The 16,195-nt window shown below is 69.6% G+C and carries 15 protein-coding genes and 1 pseudogene; 4 read left to right on the top strand and 12 right to left on the bottom strand.

The window, feature by feature from the left end:
* Positions 1-42 precede the first annotated feature (42 nt).
* A complete protein-coding gene (locus ACFO8M_RS22840) occupies positions 43-468 on the top strand; it encodes a YrdB family protein (protein ID WP_387979899.1) in 426 nt (141 codons plus the stop codon).
* On the opposite strand, the gene ACFO8M_RS22835 is transcribed toward ACFO8M_RS22840, so the two are convergent.
* The 12 genes and pseudogenes from ACFO8M_RS22835 to ACFO8M_RS22780 form a co-directional block, all read right to left on the bottom strand.
* Positions 446-886 (bottom strand): DUF4190 domain-containing protein, encoded by a 441-nt coding sequence (locus tag ACFO8M_RS22835; protein ID WP_387979897.1) that lies wholly within the window; start codon positions 884-886, stop codon positions 446-448. The genes ACFO8M_RS22840 and ACFO8M_RS22835 overlap by 23 nt on opposite strands.
* A gap of 193 nt (positions 887-1,079) precedes the next feature.
* Positions 1,080-1,454 (bottom strand): annotated as a pseudogene (locus tag ACFO8M_RS22830) (phosphatase PAP2 family protein); the annotation flags it as partial.
* 248 nt (positions 1,455-1,702) lie between these two features.
* Positions 1,703-3,283, bottom strand: a complete 1,581-nt coding sequence (locus ACFO8M_RS22825) for a penicillin-binding transpeptidase domain-containing protein (RefSeq protein WP_387979895.1) — start codon at positions 3,281-3,283, stop codon at positions 1,703-1,705.
* A gap of 135 nt (positions 3,284-3,418) precedes the next feature.
* Positions 3,419-5,899: a phenylalanine--tRNA ligase subunit beta gene (pheT, locus tag ACFO8M_RS22820; protein WP_387979893.1), complete on the bottom strand. Its 2,481-nt coding sequence runs from the start codon at positions 5,897-5,899 to the stop codon at positions 3,419-3,421.
* Positions 5,900-5,902: 3 nt separating this feature from the next.
* Entirely contained in the window at positions 5,903-6,970 is a 1,068-nt protein-coding gene (gene pheS / locus ACFO8M_RS22815) for a phenylalanine--tRNA ligase subunit alpha (RefSeq protein WP_387979891.1), read from the bottom strand.
* Positions 6,971-7,156: 186 nt separating this feature from the next.
* Positions 7,157-7,957: a TrmH family RNA methyltransferase gene (locus ACFO8M_RS22810; RefSeq protein WP_387979890.1), complete on the bottom strand. Its 801-nt coding sequence runs from the start codon at positions 7,955-7,957 to the stop codon at positions 7,157-7,159.
* Positions 7,958-8,341: a 50S ribosomal protein L20 gene (rplT, locus tag ACFO8M_RS22805; RefSeq protein WP_387979888.1), complete on the bottom strand. Its 384-nt coding sequence runs from the start codon at positions 8,339-8,341 to the stop codon at positions 7,958-7,960.
* Positions 8,342-8,391: 50 nt separating this feature from the next.
* Complete coding sequence (gene rpmI / locus ACFO8M_RS22800) at positions 8,392-8,586, bottom strand: 50S ribosomal protein L35 (protein ID WP_387979886.1); 195 nt, start codon at positions 8,584-8,586, stop codon at positions 8,392-8,394.
* Between the two features lie 78 nt (positions 8,587-8,664).
* Positions 8,665-9,354 carry a translation initiation factor IF-3 gene (gene infC, locus ACFO8M_RS22795; RefSeq protein ID WP_387979885.1) on the bottom strand — a complete coding sequence of 230 codons (690 nt, stop codon included), beginning with the start codon at positions 9,352-9,354 and terminating at the stop codon, positions 8,665-8,667.
* A 272-nt stretch (positions 9,355-9,626) separates the two neighbouring features.
* Positions 9,627-10,097 carry a PH domain-containing protein gene (locus ACFO8M_RS22790; protein WP_387979883.1) on the bottom strand — a complete coding sequence of 157 codons (471 nt, stop codon included), beginning with the start codon at positions 10,095-10,097 and terminating at the stop codon, positions 9,627-9,629.
* Positions 10,098-10,129: 32 nt separating this feature from the next.
* A complete protein-coding gene (locus tag ACFO8M_RS22785) occupies positions 10,130-10,525 on the bottom strand; it encodes a hypothetical protein (RefSeq protein ID WP_387979881.1) in 396 nt (131 codons plus the stop codon).
* The gene (locus tag ACFO8M_RS22780; RefSeq protein WP_387979879.1) at positions 10,522-10,833 is read right to left on the bottom strand and encodes a ribbon-helix-helix domain-containing protein; all 312 of its coding nucleotides are present in this window, start codon (positions 10,831-10,833) and stop codon (positions 10,522-10,524) included. The genes ACFO8M_RS22785 and ACFO8M_RS22780 overlap by 4 nt, the downstream gene beginning before the upstream one ends.
* A gap of 187 nt (positions 10,834-11,020) precedes the next feature.
* Here ACFO8M_RS22780 and ACFO8M_RS22775 point away from each other — a divergent pair, with 187 nt between their 5' ends.
* The 3 genes from ACFO8M_RS22775 to ACFO8M_RS22765 all read left to right on the top strand — a co-directional run bounded on the left by ACFO8M_RS22775 (position 11,021) and on the right by ACFO8M_RS22765 (position 16,105).
* A complete protein-coding gene (locus ACFO8M_RS22775; RefSeq protein WP_387979877.1) occupies positions 11,021-12,514 on the top strand; it encodes an aminopeptidase P family protein in 1,494 nt (497 codons plus the stop codon).
* Positions 12,515-12,903: 389 nt separating this feature from the next.
* Positions 12,904-15,624, top strand: coding sequence for an aconitate hydratase AcnA (acnA, locus tag ACFO8M_RS22770; protein ID WP_387980792.1), 2,721 nt, complete (start codon positions 12,904-12,906; stop codon positions 15,622-15,624).
* A gap of 70 nt (positions 15,625-15,694) precedes the next feature.
* Positions 15,695-16,105 (top strand): VOC family protein, encoded by a 411-nt coding sequence (locus tag ACFO8M_RS22765; protein WP_387979875.1) that lies wholly within the window; start codon positions 15,695-15,697, stop codon positions 16,103-16,105.
* The last annotated feature ends 90 nt before the right edge of the window (positions 16,106-16,195 follow it).

Here is a 16,195-nt window from a genome sequence, read left to right as displayed (position 1 = left end):
CCCGGCGCGACCGGCCGGTCCCGGGGACGCCATCATTGACGCGTGTCCAAAAAAGAACACCCCTCGACCAACGGCGCTGTCCCCGCAGAGGCCGAATGGGCCCGGTACGCCGGACCCGCCCGAACCCTCGTCCTGCTCAACGCGCTCCTGGCGTTGACGCTGGAACTGACGATGTTCGCCCTCGTCGTCTGGTGGTTCCTCGCGCTCGACCTCACGCTGTGGGCGCGGGTGCCGCTCGCGGTGGCGGCCTTCACCGCGTTCGCGACCCTGTGGGGGCTGCTGGTCTCGCCGAAAGCCCGGTACCCGTTGCCGACACTGTGGACCGTCGTGTTCAAACTGGCCGCGTACGGCTGCAGCACGCTGGCCCTGTGGGACCTCGGCTACCCGGTCGCGGCCATCGTCTTCGCGGTGCTGGCGGCGGCCAACACCGCGGCGGTCACGTACGTCAGAACCAGGCCGGCAGTCTGAACATCCAGGTCGGGTCGTCGGTGGGCCACGAGTCAGAGGTGGGCCAGTCGCCGTTCTCGAGCTCGTTGACGGCGGAGCCGAGCAGCGCGAACATGGCGATGTAGTAGACGATCCAGACGATGGTCGCGGCGATCCCGATCCAGCCGCACACCACTCCGGCGGTGGCCATGCCGTCGCCGCCCTCGCCCGTCTCCTTGATCTGGCGCTTCGCGATCGTGCCGAAGATGACCCCGAGGATGCCGAGCGGGCTGCACACGCCGACGATCCCGCAGACCATCGCCGCGATCGCCATGCCGTTGGTCGGGCGCGGCGGCTGGTACGGGTAGCCGTAGGGCGGCGGGTACGGCGCGTACGGGGGCGGCACGGGCGGCTGCTGCGGGTACTGCGGCGGCTGGGCGTTGGGGTCGGGCGTCGACATCGGGTACCTCTCGGAAGGATCGGGCGTGCACCCAGCTTAAGCGCAGGGAGCCAGTCCCCGGCGCCCCAGCGGCGTTCGCGTCGGGCGAGCCGCCTTCGCGAAGGGCGCGTTCACGATCGAGCAGGGGCGTCAGCGCCCACCAGGCGAAGACGGCGACGCCCCAGCCGATCGCGGCGCCCGCGATCGTGTCGGTCAGCCAGTGGGCGTGCTGCCAGTTCCGGGCGAGCATCATGGCGAGCGTCAGCAGGACCCCGACCGGCCACCAGAGCTTCAGGTGCCGGGCCGGGATCACCAGCACGCCGATGACGACGACGAGCGCGGCCATCCGGGACGTGTGCCCCGAGGGGAACGCCCAGGAAGCGGTGTCGACCATGATGTCGACCGGGCGCGGGCGTTCGGCGATCGCCTTGCCCAGATCGGTCACCAGTTTCGTGGCCGCGAGCGCCGTGCAGGCGTAGACGGCCGAACGCCAGCGCCGCAATACGAGCAGGGCCACGATGCCGATCGCGAAGACGCCCAGGCCGATCTCGGCGCCGAGGCGGTTCAAGGACTCGGCGAAGCTCCACATCAGGCCCTCGTCGGGACCGCCTACGAGGCCGTTCCACCAGTCGTCGAGCCCCTGCCACGGTGGCCCGGTCGGATCGGCGCGGACCCAGATCGCGTCCCCGATCACCGCCAACGGGACGACGATCGCCAGGATCAGGAGCAGCCGCGATCGTGGGAAACCGTTGGGAGTCATGCGCGGCATCGTATCCAAAGGGGTAACGGTCGCCTTCCGGTGCGGTTCCCGGTTCGGGAAGCCGTCGCGCCCTAGCCTCAGCAGAGCGGCCAGTTGCAGTCCTCCGTGGTCGACGGTTCAGGATCGGGTTCCGAGGTCGTCGGGTCCGGCTCTGGCTCTGCTGTGGTCGGGTCGGGGTCGGGGTCGGGCTCCTCGGAGGTCTCATCTTCCGAGGGCGAGTCGGATTCGCTCGGGGACGCCGATGCGCCGCACCCTTCGGCGTCGGGGTTGGTCTGGCAGTACTCGCTGTCGGGGTCGATCTGGCCGTCGTCGTCGACGATGTCCTCGGTGAGGTCCTCGCCCGCGCCGGAGGCTCCCGGCAGCTGCTCGGCCTCGTAGCCGTTCTCTTCGATGGCGGCGTCGATGACGTTCTGCCACAGCGGTATGCCGCCGTCGGCCGCGGCCGTGCCGTTGGCCCAGGCGGCGACGCTCAGCTGCGGTATCGCGCCCACGAACCAGGACTGGGTGGTCTCGCCGTAGAAGTCGGCGGCGACGCCGAAGAAGTCGCGGTCCTCGATGGCCTCGGCCTCCCCGAGGCCCACGTACTGGAGGTCCTGGGCGGTGGTCTCGGCGAGGGCCTGGTTCGTGCTGATGCCCTGGTCGGCATCGACCTCGGCGTCGCCGGAGTCGATGACGCGTTCGATGAAGTGGGTGTCGGCCTGGAGGCCGTCCGCGGCGATGGTGGCGTAGACGCCCGCCATGTCGACCACGCTCACCGGGTAGGTGCCGAAGTCGGTGGCCTTGAGCCCGCCGTACTCGCCCGTCGCGAGGTCGTAGACGGTGCCCTCGCCGTCGGCGATGGTCTTGAGCCCCATGCCTTTCGCGGTTTCGAGCACCGCTTCGACGCCGTACTTGTCGGCGACGGCGTCCATCGCCGCCATCCGGTTCTCCTGCACGGCGGCGGCCAGCGTGACGTCGGTGTCCTCGTCGCTCCACCAGGATTCGATGGAGGCGCCCGCTTCGAGCGCGGTCGCGGCGGTGATCATGTCGAACACCGAGGACGGCGGATGCGGTGCGGCCGCGCTGATCTGGTCGGTGCCGGTCTCGCCCTCGGCGCCGTAGTAGCAGCGCACCGCGCCGGTGCCGGGTTCGATGGCGACGACGCCGGCTTCGCCGGAGGTCTCCTCGGCGGCCTCTTGGAGGGCCTTGTCGAGGGTGAGGACGACACGGAGGCCTTCGGGGCGGGAGGCCTCGTCGTAGAGCTGGTCGGGGGTGAGGCCGTAGCGGGCTTCGAGTTCGGCGTTGATCTGCTCGGCCAGCGAGGGGTGCTTGTCGGCGAAGTCGGCCGGGAGGGCCTGGCCGCCCGCGTAGAGGTAGGCGGCGTTCTCCTGGTCGCCACCGCCCGCGCCGCCGTCGGGGAGGTTGCCGAGCACGATCGAGACGCCGATGGCGATCACGAGGCCGACGGCACCGGCGACCGCCAGGTGGAGCCGGTTGAGCTCCAGGTCGTTCAGTTTGCCAGGCAACGGAATCGCGATGGCCGAGGTCGCGGCCGCGCGGCGTTTGCCGCTGTAGCCGGAGCCGGGGGCTCCGGCTCGGCGGTGCCCGGACGGGCCGCCCTGCTGCGAGCCGGTCCGCCTCCGCCGCCTGCCGACGCGAGAGGGGTTCCCGTTATTCACAACACGTACCTTAAAAGGCCCGGACCATCCGGTAACCCCCGGCTCCGGTCTTACACGGCGTAACCGTCTGACGCGGTCACGCGAAAGGGGCGCAGCATCGCACCTGCGATATTGCGCCCCAAGCGTTTTCCGTGACTATTCGCGAATGGACGCGCCGAAACGGTCGGCCGCGACCGCGACCGCCGAATCGCGCACGGCCACGCCCTCCTCGTTGGTGAGGGTCCGGTCGGCGGCGCGCAGCTCGAGCTTGAACGCGAGGGACTTGCGGCCCTCGCCGAGCTTCGCGTCGCGGTAGACGTCGAACAGGCGCAGCGAGTCGAGCAGTTCGCCGGCGCCGTCGCGCAGCGCGGCCTCGACATCGCCTGCCGGCACGGTCTCGGCGACCACCACGGCCACGTCGATGAGCGTGGCCGGGAAGTGCGAGATCACCGGCGCGGGCGCCAGGCCGGGCAGCGGCAGGGCCGTCAAGTCCAGCTCCATCGCGACGGTGCGGCGCGGCAGGCCGAGACGCCCGCAGACCTCCGGGTGCAGTTCACCGGCGTGGCCGACGACGACGCCGTCCACGCGCAGCTCCGCGCACCGGCCCGGGTGCCACGGCGCGGCCTCCCCTTGGGCGACTTCGAGCTTCACGCCCGAGGCGTCGGCGACGACCTCGGCTGCCTCGACCGCGTCGGCCCAGTCCACGGCCCGTCCGGGCACGTCGACCCCGGCGGGCGCGGCCTGGCCGCACAGCACCGCGGCCACGTGCCGCGGCTGCACCGGCAGCCGCCGGATCGCGGCGGCGATGGCCTCGTCGGCGGGCCGCTTGGAGACCGGCAGCTCGACCACGTCGAGCTCGGTCCAGCCCTCGGCGGGCTGGAAGACCAGGCCCTCCTCGAAGACCGCGAGGTCCTTCGTGCCGCGCGCGAGGTTGAGGCGGACCGCGTTCAGCAGGCTCGCGAGCACGGTGGTGCGCAGCAGCGGCGCGGCGTCGTCGAGCGGGTTGAGCACGGCGACGGCCTCGCGCTGCGGGTCCTTCTCGTCCAAGCCGAGCTCGTCGGCGCGGTCGCGGGTGACGAACGGGAACGTGTAGGTCTCCACGAAGCCGTTGTCCGCCAAAGCGCGAGCCACGCGGCGGCGGCGCCGTTGCGAGGACGTCAGTCCGGTCCCGGCGATCGCACGCGGGATCGAGGACGGGATGTGGCCGTAGCCGTGGAGCCGGGCCACCTCCTCCACGAGGTCGGCCGGGTCGGTCAGGTCGGGGCGCCACGAAGCGGGCGTCACGGTCAAGACCTCGTCGCCCTCCACAGTGCATCCGGCGGCCTCCAGCATGGACACCACGGTCGCGCGGTCGTAGTCCACACCGATGGTCTTGGACGGCAAGGTGACCGGGATCGAGATCGGCGTGATCGGCTCGCGGTGGTCGATGTCGGCCACGGTCTCCACCAGGGTGCCGCCGCCGTACTCGACGAGCAGGTCGGCCGCGCGCTGGGCGGCCAGCAGCGAGATCGCCGCATCCGCGCCGCGCTCATAGCGCTTGGAGGCCTCTGAGGTCAGCTTGTGCCGCCGCGAGGTGCGCGCGATCGACGTCGGGTTCCAGTGCGCCGCTTCGATGAGCACGTTGCGCGTGGTCGGCCCGACCTCGGAGGTCTGGCCGCCCATGACGCCGGCGAGCGACAGCGGGCCGGTCCCGTCGGTGATGACCATGTCCTCGGGGTCGAGCTTGCGCTCCACGTCGTCGAGGGTCTTCAAGGTCTCGCCCGGCTTCGCGCGACGCACCACCATGACGTCCTCGAGCGCGTCGCGGTCGAAGGCGTGCAGCGGGTGCCCGAGCTCGAGCATCAGGTAGTTGGTGACGTCGACGGCCAGGCCCAGCGGGCGCATCCCGGCCTGGGCGAGCCGCTTGGCCATCCACTCCGGGGACTCGGCGTTCGCGTCCACGTCGCGCACTTCGCGCAGCGTGAACCGCGTGCATCCGCCGTTCTCCACAACGCTCTTGTCAACAGTGATCGGGTAGGGCGGGTGCTCGGTCGCGGCGGGCTCGACGGCCTTCGCGGCCGGGTCGGTGAACGCGACCCCGAGGCGGTGGGCGACTTCGCGCGCGACGCCGCGCACCGAGAAGCAGTAGCCCATGTCGGGGGTGATCGCCAGCTCGAAGACCACGTCGTCGAGGCCCACGAGCGGGCGGGCGTCGGCGCCCACTTCGCCCTCGGGCAGGACGATGATGCCGTCGTGCTCGTCGGAGACGCCGAGTTCACGAGCCGAGCAGATCATGCCGTCCGACAAGCGTCCGTAGGTCTTGCGCGAACCGATCTTGAAGCCGCCGGGCAGCTCGGCGCCGGGCAGCGCCACGACGACCAGGTCGCCCTCGGCGAAGTTCCGCGCGCCGCAGATGACCGAGCGGGGCTCGGCCTCGCCGACCTCCACCCAGCAGTGGCGGATCGGCTTCTTGAACTCGGTGAGCTCTTCGATGGAGGCGACGCGGCCGACCACGAGCGGGCCGGAGACGCGCCCGCGCAGGTCGTCGACCTCTTCGACTTCGAGCCCGGCCTCGACCAGGGCGGCGTCGAGCGCCTCCGTGGTCAGGTCCTCGGGCAGCGCGGCGTACTCGGCGAGCCAGGAAACGGGAATCCTCATCGCTTACTCCTCCACCTTCAGCCCGGCGGGGAACCGGACGTCGCCGTCGATGATGTCGCGCAGGTCGGTGATGCCGTGGCGCAGCATGAGCGCGCGCTCCACGCCCATCCCGAACGCGAAGCCCGAGTAGACCTCGGGGTCGATCCCGCAGGCGCGCAGCACGCGCGGGTTGACCATGCCGCAGCCGCCCCACTCGATCCAGCGCGCGCCGTCCTTGTGCGCGGCGAACCAGACGTCGACTTCGGCGCTCGGCTCGGTGAACGGGAAGTACGAGGGCCGCAGGCGGGTGATCGCGTCGGGCCCGAAGACCGACTTCGCGAAGTGGTCGAGGGTGCCCTTGAGGTCGGCCATGGTGATGCCCTTGTCGACCACGAGGCCTTCGGTCTGGTGGAACACGGGCGAGTGCGTCGCGTCCACCTCGTCGGTGCGGTACACGCGGCCGGGCGCGACCGTGTAGATCGGCGGTTCCTGCGTGAGCATGGTGTGGATCTGCACGGTCGAGGTGTGCGTGCGCAGCACCATGTTCGAGCCGTACTCGCCCTTGCCGTCGGCGATGTGGAAGGTGTCCATCATGGTCCGGGCCGGGTGGTCCGGGTGGATGTTGAGCGCGTCGAAGTTGAACCACTCGAGTTCGACCTCGGGGCCTTCGCCGATCTCGTAGCCCATGGCCACGAAGAGGTCGGCGATGCGGTCCATCTGGACGTTGATCGGGTGGCGCGCGCCTTCGCGGCGGCGGGCCGTGCGGGCCGTGACGTCGACGGTCTCCTCGCTGAGGATCCGGGCCGCCTCGGCGGCCTTCAGGATCTCCTCGCGGGCCTCGAACAGGCCGGTGATCTCGGTGCGGGCGGCGTTCACGTTGCGCCCGGCCTCACCCCGTTCCTTGCCCGGGATCGAGCCGATCGCCCTGCGGGCCAAGGAAACCGGTGCCTTGTCGCCGAGCGTGGCGGACTTGGCGGCGGCGAGTTCCTCAAGGTTGGAGGCGGCCTCGATGATCGCGGCGGCGTCCTTGACGGCCCCGGCGAGGGCCTCGGGCTGGAGCAGGCCAGCCTCGTTCTCGTTGTCTGTGCTCATACGTCTTTCTCCTGGCGGGACCGAAAAGGAGTCTAAAGAAGGCACGCGGCTCGGCCGCAGCCCGCCAAGGAGGGTGTGGACGACTAACGCCACAGCCCGCACCCGGCGGGCTGGATAAATTCGCGGTAGCCGTAAGACATGACGTCATTCTAACTTCCCTCTTCGGTGAAGCTTGCGAGCCGTCAATCAGCGCCGCTGGGCAGCCGCACTCGCGTAAAGGCACACCCCGGCCGCTACGGCCAGGTTCAGGCTCTCGGCCTTGCCCCAGATCGGGACGCCGACCTTGCGGTGCGCCAGCGCGGCGGTCGCTTCGTCGAGGCCGTGGGCCTCGGAGCCGAACAGCCACACGGTGGGCGCAGCCAGGTCTCCGGCGGCGTCGAGCGCGTACAGGTCGTCGCCGTCGGCGGCCGCGGCCAGGATCTGGGCGTGGTCGAAGACGTCGAGGAGGTCGGCGGTGTCGGCGGCGCGGACCACCGGCAGGTGGAACAGGCTCCCGGCCGAGGACCGCACGCACTTGCCGTTGTACGGGTCGACCGAGTCGGTCCCGAAGACCACGCAGTCGGCCCCGGCCGCGTCGGCGGCGCGCAGCACCGTTCCGGCGTTGCCGGGGTCGGTGATGCCGTGGAGCACCGCGACCAGCTTCGCCTCCATGGGGAGGCTCTGGTCGAGGAAGTGGCAGACCGCGACGAGCCCTTGCGGGGTCACGGTCTCGGCCAGCGCGGCGAGGCCGTCGTCGGTGCACGGGTGCACATGGGCGCCCGCGCTGACCGCTGCATCGATCAGGTCCGAGTGACGGGCGTCGGCTTCGAGGTCGTAGAACAGGTCCTCGACGACCCCGGCGGCGATGGCCTCGCGGACGGCCTGCGGCCCTTCGGCGAGGAACCGCTCGGCCTTGTCGCGGCCGCGGCGGCGCTGCAGCTTCCGGGCAGCGACAACCCGGGACGATCGCGCGGTGAGCGCATCCGTCCCGGGTTCGTCGACTGACATCTACTGCTCGGCGGGAGCGTTGACGTCCGCGGGGAGGGCCTTGCGGGCGACCTCGACGAGGGCGGTGAACGCCGTCGCGTCGTTGACGGCCAGCTCGGCGAGGATCTTGCGGTCCACCTCGACCTCGGCGAGGGACAGGCCCTGCATGAAGCGGTTGTAGGTGATGCCGTTCGCACGGGCGGCCGCGTTGATGCGGGTGATCCAGAGCTTGCGGAACTCGCGCTTGCGGTTCTTGCGGTCGCGGTACGAGTAGGTGTACGAGTGGAGCAGCTGCTCCTTGGCCTTGCGGTACAGGCGCGAGCGCTGCCCGCGGTAACCCTTGGCCTCTTCGAGTACGACGCGGCGCTTCTTCTTGGCGTTCATCGAACGCTTGACGCGTGCCACAGTTCAGTCTCCTTGCTTTAAAACCGGATGGAAGTCAGACGGGGGGACGGCTACTGGCCGAGCAGCTTCTTGACCTGCTTGACGTCGGCCGGGGCCACCTGGACGCGGCCGTCACCGGCGCGCTTGACACGGCCCGACTTGTGCTCCATCAGGTGGTTCTTGCCGGCCTTGCGGCGCATCAGCTTGCCCGAGCCGGTCACCTTGAACCGCTTCTTGGCACCGCTGTGGGTCTTCATCTTCGGCATCGTGTTCTCCTCTGTGTTCAATGCCGGTCGGGTGCGGGCGCACGGGGGCGCCCGCTTCCGGCCGGTGAATGCTCGGGGTCAGGCCTCGGGTGTTTCGGCGGGCGTCTCGGTGGGCGCCTCCGCCGGGGCTTCTTCGGCCTGCTGCTCGGGCTGCTCGGCATCGCTGCCGCGGCTGCTCTTGCTGCTGGTGCGGCCGCCGCTCTTGGCGATCTCGCCCTTGGGGCGGATCGGGGCGACGACCATGATCATGTTGCGGCCGTCCTGCTTCGCGGCCGACTCGATGATCGCGAGATCGGCGAGCTCTTCCGCGAGCTTGTCCAGCAGACGCCGGCCCAGCTCGGGGCGCGACTGCTCGCGACCGCGGAACATGATCGTGATCTTGACCTTGTCGCCGGCCGTGAGGAACCGCACGATGTGACCCTTTTTGGTCTCATAGTCGTGCTTGTCGATCTTCGGCCGAAGCTTCATCTCTTTGATGACGGTCTGCTGCTGGTTGCGGCGCGAAGCGCGAGCCTTCTGGGCGGACTCGTACTTGTACTTGCCGTAGTCCATGAGCTTGCAGACCGGCGGACGGGCTGTGGGCGCGACTTCGACCAGGTCCAGGTCGACGTCCGCGGCCAGTTGCAGAGCCTTGTCGATCGACACGATGCCGACCTGTTCTCCTGCTGGGCCGACCAGGCGCACTTCCTTGGTCCGAATCTGGTCGTTAATGCGCAAATCGCTGATGGGGCCTCCTTGGTTCGCGATTCTCGCCGGTGCGATGTGCACTGGCGCCCCTGTGGCTGTTCCGGTCGTCGGGACGGATGCCCCGGCGGCTTGTCGTGCAAGCGTGACCCAGCACAGGCCTCACGAAATGAGGTCCCCAAAAGAAAAGACCCCAGCCAAAGCCAGGGTCCACTCCAAAGGTACGGCGATCATGTCGCCGTACGTGACCCGTTCGCCTGTCGGTCCCCCGTGAGGGGGTCCCGGCTGCGGGTGGGAGCTGGACTCCGCTTGCTGCACCACCCTCGGGCGGTGCGATCGACACGCAATACTAGCACCTAGCTGCGGGACTGCTCCAAGAGTGCTCGCAGGTGTTTGATCGCCGCCACAGCGCGCCCCTTGTCGCTGACCTGGACGGCCATGATCGACATCTCGTCGTCGTCCGCGAGTTCGACGGTGGCCCAAGTCATCTTGTCGGTGAAGTTGATCGCGGTGACGACCTGCCACGGGAAGTAGCGCTTCGAGGCGACGTTGGTGACTTCGATGCCCTTCTCGTCGGCGCGCACGCGCAGGCGCAGGAAGCTGAGGGCGATGGCGGCGCCGATGACGCCGAGGCCGATCATGGCGATCTGGTCGACCCAGGTGATGGTGCCGCCCTCGTAGGTCCGGTTGCCGAGGGTGAAGGACAGGGCGGTGAAACCGCCGAACGCGATGACCGCGCCGATCCAGGCCCCGATGCGGGACTTGCGGGGCCGGTAGTCGATTTGACCGAGATCGCTCATGGTCTGCTGCTCCTGTACGGCGGTCACGCCCACTCCTCCATTGTCCAGCGGTTCACGGCTCAAGGCAATTGGTCGATCTCGAGACTCGAGTCGAATGCAAGCAGCGTCTTCGGCTCGCCCGTCACGATGGGCCAGCCGGGGCGGTTCAGGCCACACCAGGCGACGTGCCCGGCGGCTATGTTTCCGTGCTGGCGCGAGCGCGACAGCATGAGCCCGACGTCGCGGGCGGACTTCTGGTCGAGGTCCATCACGACGGTGACGGGCAGGCCGAGCAGGACCTGGAGCGCGTCGCGGTCGCGGCGGCGGGCCTGGGACCAGGCCTCGGCGAGGGCCCCGGACGGGATCACCAGGACGACGTTCTGCTCCAACGCGGTGAAGACGACGGCCTGGGGATACGGCATGGAGGTGGCGAAACCGACGATGGCGGACACGTCCAGGATGCGGCCGCCGATCACGTAGCGGCCTCTCCGTCTTTGTCCTTGCCGTCCACGCCGAGCTTCTCGCGGGCCCAGGCCAGGTGCTCGGCGCTGGGGGCGTGGCCCTTGCGTTCGAAGAGGTCCTGGAGTTCGGAGAGCGAGCGGTCCCGTTCGAGGCGTTCGGCGACGGCCGCGGCGACGTACTCGTCGACCGAGGAGGCCCGGCCGACCGCGACGAGGCGGCGGATCTGCTCGAGCTGGGAGCCGGAGAGCGTGACGCTCGGGCGCGAGGGGCCCGCCCCCGCTCCGGCGGGGGGATTGAGCGACGAATTGGCGCGATCGGTCACGATTTCCAGGGTAGCGGTGACTCAGGCGTTCGCACTAGCCGCCATCGCCGTCTCACGGGCCCCTCTCGACGAAGCTTGCGAACCGTGAATTCGCGCCGGCGAAGCTTGCGAGCCGTGAATCGGTGCTGCGGTACCGTCGTGGTGAGGCACATCCACCTCGCATTGACCTTGTTGGGAAGGACCTGTCATGGCTGAGAAGAAGTCCGGCGAGCGGCCCCACGACCCCAAGTTCCCCGAGAAGTTCCTGAACTTCATGCGCACCGGCTGGGGCGCGACGGAACTGGACGTCGCCGAGTCGGCGCAGGCCGCCTACACGGCCCGCCGCCGCGAAGCGGTCTCAGCCGCCTTCCCGGGCGAGACGATCGTCGTCCCCACCGGCGCCGAGAAGACCCGCTCGAACGACACCTTCTTCCGCTTCCGCGCGGGCTCGGACTTCGCATGGCTCACCGGCGACCTCGACCCCGAGGGCGTGCTGGTGCTGCACCCGAACGGCTCCGGCCACGACGCGGTGCTGTACCGGCGCCCGCGCAAGGGCTACGACTCCGACGAGTTCTTCCGCTCGGCGAAGTACGGCGAGCTGTGGATCGGCCGCAAGAAGTCCCTTCAGGAGACCAGTGTCGAGCTGGGCGTCGAGGTCCGCGACGTGGAGCGCCTCGAAAGCGAGCTCCAGGGCGTCGAGCGCGGCAAGGTCCGCGTGCTGCGCGGCTTCGACTCCTCGGTCGACGCGCACTTCGCCGCCGAGGAACCGAACCAGGACGCCGACGGCAGGCCGCAGCTGACCCGCGACGGCGAACTCGCCGCGGTGCTCTCCGAACTGCGCCTCGTCAAGGACTCCTGGGAGCTCGCGCAGCTCCAGGACGCCATCGACATCACCGTGCGCGGCTTCGAGGACGTGGCGCGCGTGCTGCCTTCGAGCGGATCGATCCCGGAGCGGACCCTCGAAGGCGTGTTCGGGTTGCGCTCGCGCCTGGAGGGCAACGGCCTCGGCTACGACTCGATCGTCGGCGCCGGGTCGCACGCGACGACCCTCCACTGGATCACCAACGACGGCCAGACCACGCCGGGCGAGCTGATCCTCATGGACATGGGCGTGGAGAACAACCACCTCTACACCGCCGACGTCACCCGCACCCTCCCCGTGACCGGCCAGTTCACGCCGCTGCAGCGGGAGGTCTACGAGATCGTCCACGCCTCGCAGCAGGCCGGCATGGACGTCATCAAGCCCGGCACCGAGTTCCAGGAGATCCACCAGACCTGCATGCGGGTCCTGGCCGAGGGCCTCAAGGGCCTCGGGGTCCTGCCGGGCTCGGTCGACGAGGCGCTCGACAAGGACTCGATGACCTACCGCCGCTGGACCCTGCACGGCTTCGGGCACATGCTCGGCCTCGACGTGCACGACTGCGCGAACTCGCGTCCCGAGAACTACCACAAGGGCGCCGTGCAGGAGGACTACGTGCTCACCGTCGAGCCGGGGCTGTACTTCCAGGCCAACGACGAGCTCGTGCCCGAGGAGCTGCGCGGCATCGGCATCCGCATCGAGGACGACGTGCGGGTCACCGCAGAGGGCTGCGAGAACCTCTCGGCCGGACTGCCGCGCACCGCCGACGACGTGGAGGCCTGGCTCGCCGCCCAGCGCGAGGCCGGTCCTCGCTTGGCGAGTGCGAGCCGTAAATTTGACTAGCTTGGCGGTGTAGTCGCAGGTAGCGACAGGGGTCACAGGGCCGGTGACGGTCCTGAATGCCCAACGCGTATAGTCCGAATTAAGACTTATATCCACCGCACCGGGCCGGCGGCGGCGAGCATCACCGCACATCAACGCCAGCCGCCGCCGGCCTTTAAACCTCCTCTTGGTCCCGGATGCGCACTCCCGCAAGAAGAAACAGCCTCGCAGCCCCTCGTTAGGCTCGGCTAAGAAACCCCCCTGAAATACCGAGTGCTACAGTTGCGTCAGTTAAATAAGACGGACGTACTGTTTAAGAGTCGGCCGCTCTGCCCGACCCCGGTTCCCGACCCTTCAGGTTGGGGCAGACTGAAGCCGACCTTCAAATCCTGAATCGAGGAGCTCTCATGGTGAGCACGGACTCCTTCGGCGCCCGCGAGACGCTGCGGGTCGGCGAACACGAATACGACATCTTCCGCATCGACAAGGTCGAGGGGCACGAGCGGCTGCCGTACAGCCTCAAGGTCCTCCTCGAGAACCTGCTGCGCAACGAAGACGGCGCGGACATCACCGCCGACCACATCCGGGCGCTCGGCTCCTGGGACCCCGCCGCCAAGCCCAGCACCGAAATCCAGTTCACGCCCGGCCGCGTGATCATGCAGGACTTCACCGGCGTCCCCTGCGTCGTCGACCTCGCCACCATGCGCGAGGCCGTCCGCGACCTCGGCGGCGACCCGTCCAAGGTCAACCCGCTCGCGCCCGCCGAGATGGTCATCGACCACTCCGTGATCGTCGACTTCTTCGGGCACCCCGACTCCTTCAAGCGCAACGTCGAGCGCGAATACGAGCGCAACCGCGAGCGCTACCAGTTCCTGCGCTGGGGCCAGACCGCCTTCGACGAGTTCAAGGTCGTCCCGCCCGGCACCGGCATCGTCCACCAGGTCAACATCGAGCACCTGGCGCGCGTCGTCATGACCCGCGACGGCGTCGCCTACCCCGACACCTGCGTCGGCACCGACTCGCACACCACGATGGAGAACGGCATCGGCGTCCTCGGCTGGGGCGTCGGCGGCATCGAGGCCGAGGCCGCGATGCTCGGCCAGCCGATCTCGATGCTCATCCCCCGCGTCGTCGGCTTCAAGCTCTCCGGCGACCTCCCTGCCGGGACCACCGCCACGGACCTCGTCCTCACCATCACCGAGATGCTCCGCGACCACGGCGTCGTCGGCAAGTTCGTCGAGTTCTACGGCGAAGGCGTCACCTCGGTGCCCGTGGCCGACCGCTCCACGCTCGGCAACATGGCCCCCGAGTTCGGCTCCACCTGCGGCATCTTCCCGATCGACGAGCGCACCGTCGACTACCTGCGCCTCACCGGCCGCAGCGACGAGCAGATCGAACTCGTCGAGGCCTACGCCAAGGCCCAGGGCATGTGGCACGACCCGTCGAAGGAAGCCGAGTACTCCGAGTACCTCGAGCTCGACCTCTCCACCGTCGTGCCCTCCATCGCCGGACCCAAGCGCCCGCAGGACCGCATCCAGCTCGACCACGCCGGGCACCAGTGGCGCCGCGACGTGGCGAACTACGTCCACGACGAAGCCGGCGAAGAGTCCTTCCCGGGCTCCGACTCGCCCGCGCAGAAGGCCAACGGCGACCGCCCGCACAACCCGCAGACCGTCAAGACCGAGAACGGCGAATTCGAGCTCGACCACGGCGCCGTCGTCATCGCCGCGATCACCTCGTGCACCAACACCTCGAACCCGTACGTCATGGTCGGCGCCGGCCTCCTCGCCAAGAACGCCGTCGAACTGGGCCTGCTCTCCAAGCCGTGGGTCAAGACCTCCCTCGCGCCGGGCTCGCAGGTCGTCACCGGCTACCTCAACCGCGCCGGTCTCAGCCCGTACCTCGACAAGCTCGGGTTCAACCTGGTCGGCTACGGCTGCACCACCTGCATCGGCAACTCCGGCCCGCTCCCCGAGGAGACCTCGGCCGCGGTCCAGGCCGGCGATCTCGCCGTCGCGGCGGTCCTCTCGGGCAACCGCAACTTCGAGGGCCGCATCAACCCGGACATCAAGATGAACTACCTGGCGTCCCCGCCGCTGGTCGTCGCCTACGCGCTGGCCGGCTCGATGGACCTCAACCTGACGACCGACCCGATCGGCCAGGGCAAGGACGGCCAGGACGTGTTCCTGCGCGACATCTGGCCCACCGCCGAAGACATCCGCGAGGTCGTCGACAGCAACATCGGCCGCGAGATGTTCCTCAAGGAGTACGCCTCCGTCTTCGACGGCGACGAGACCTGGCAGTCGCTGCCGATCCCGACCGGCAACACCTTCGAGTGGGACGACGACTCGACCTACGTGCGCAAGGCCCCCTACTTCGAGGGCATGCCGGCCACCCCGGCCGCCGTCGAGGACATCGCGGGCGCGCGCGTCATGGCGAAGCTGGGCGACTCGGTCACGACCGACCACATCTCCCCCGCCGGCTCGATCAAGGCCGACTCGCCCGCCGGCTCGTACCTGAAGGACCAGGGCGTGTCGCCGGCCGACTTCAACTCCTACGGCTCGCGCCGCGGGAACCACGAGGTCATGGTCCGCGGCACCTTCGCGAACATCCGCCTGCGCAACCAGCTCGCGCCGGGCACCGAGGGCGGCTGGACCCGCGACTTCACCCAGGCCGGCGGCCCGGTGTCGACCATCTACGACGCCTGCCAGAACTACGCCGCCGAGGGCACCCCGCTGGTCGTCTTCGCGGGCAAGGAATACGGCACGGGCTCCAGCCGCGACTGGGCGGCCAAGGGCACGCGCCTCCTGGGCGTCAAGGCCGTCATCGCCGAGTCGTACGAGCGCATCCACCGCTCGAACCTCATCGGCATGGGCGTGCTCCCGCTCCAGTTCCCTGAGGGCGAGTCGCACCAGAGCCTCGGCCTCAGCGGCGAGGAGACCGTCTCGATCTCGGGCGTCACCGCGATCAACGAGGGCATCCCGGCCACGGTCACCGTGTCCGCCGTGAGCCCCGACGGCACCGAGACGACCTTCGAGGCCGTGGTCCGCCTGGACACCCCGGGCGAGGCCGAGTACTACCGCAACGGCGGCATCCTGCAGTACGTCCTCCGCGGACTGCTGGCGGAGTAGCGCCGAAAGCGGGCGAGGGGCGGACCGTTGTCGGTCCGCCCCTTCTCCTTATCCCCCAAGGAGGAAGACCATGACCGACCCCGCCCGGTACCGCGATCCCCGCGGCGCCTCGCCCTTCGGCTACGGCGTCCACCACGTGCAGCTCGCGATCCTCCCCGCGGGCGAGGACGCCGCCCGCGCGTTCTACGTCGAGGTCCTCGGCATGACCGAGGTCGAGAAGCCGCCGGAGCTCGCCAAGCGCGGCGGCCTGTGGCTGCGCACCGACGCCCTCGAACTCCACCTCGGCGTCGACCCCGGCCACGCGCCCTCCGCGAAAGCCCACCCGGGCATCCTCGTCGCCGACCTCGACGCGCTCGCCGCCCGCCTCGAGCCCGCCGGGCACCAGGTCGCCTGGGACTCGGACTTCATCGGCTACCGCCGCTGCTACACCCGCGACCCATTCGGCAACCGCCTGGAGTTCCTGACGCCCCTGGGCGATTGAAGTCTCGGCCGAATCCCAGTCGACTGGGGTCCGACTGGGTTTCGCGCGCGGGCGTTGACGACGGGCTGGCGGCGCTGGCAGGATTTCGCC

This window comes from Glycomyces rhizosphaerae (genome assembly GCF_042647865.1).
Taxonomy (GTDB): Bacteria; Actinomycetota; Actinomycetes; order Mycobacteriales; family Micromonosporaceae; genus Glycomyces; species Glycomyces rhizosphaerae.
The sequence above is the reverse complement of the archived record's forward strand: the minus strand, read 5'-3'. Positions and strand labels throughout refer to the sequence as shown.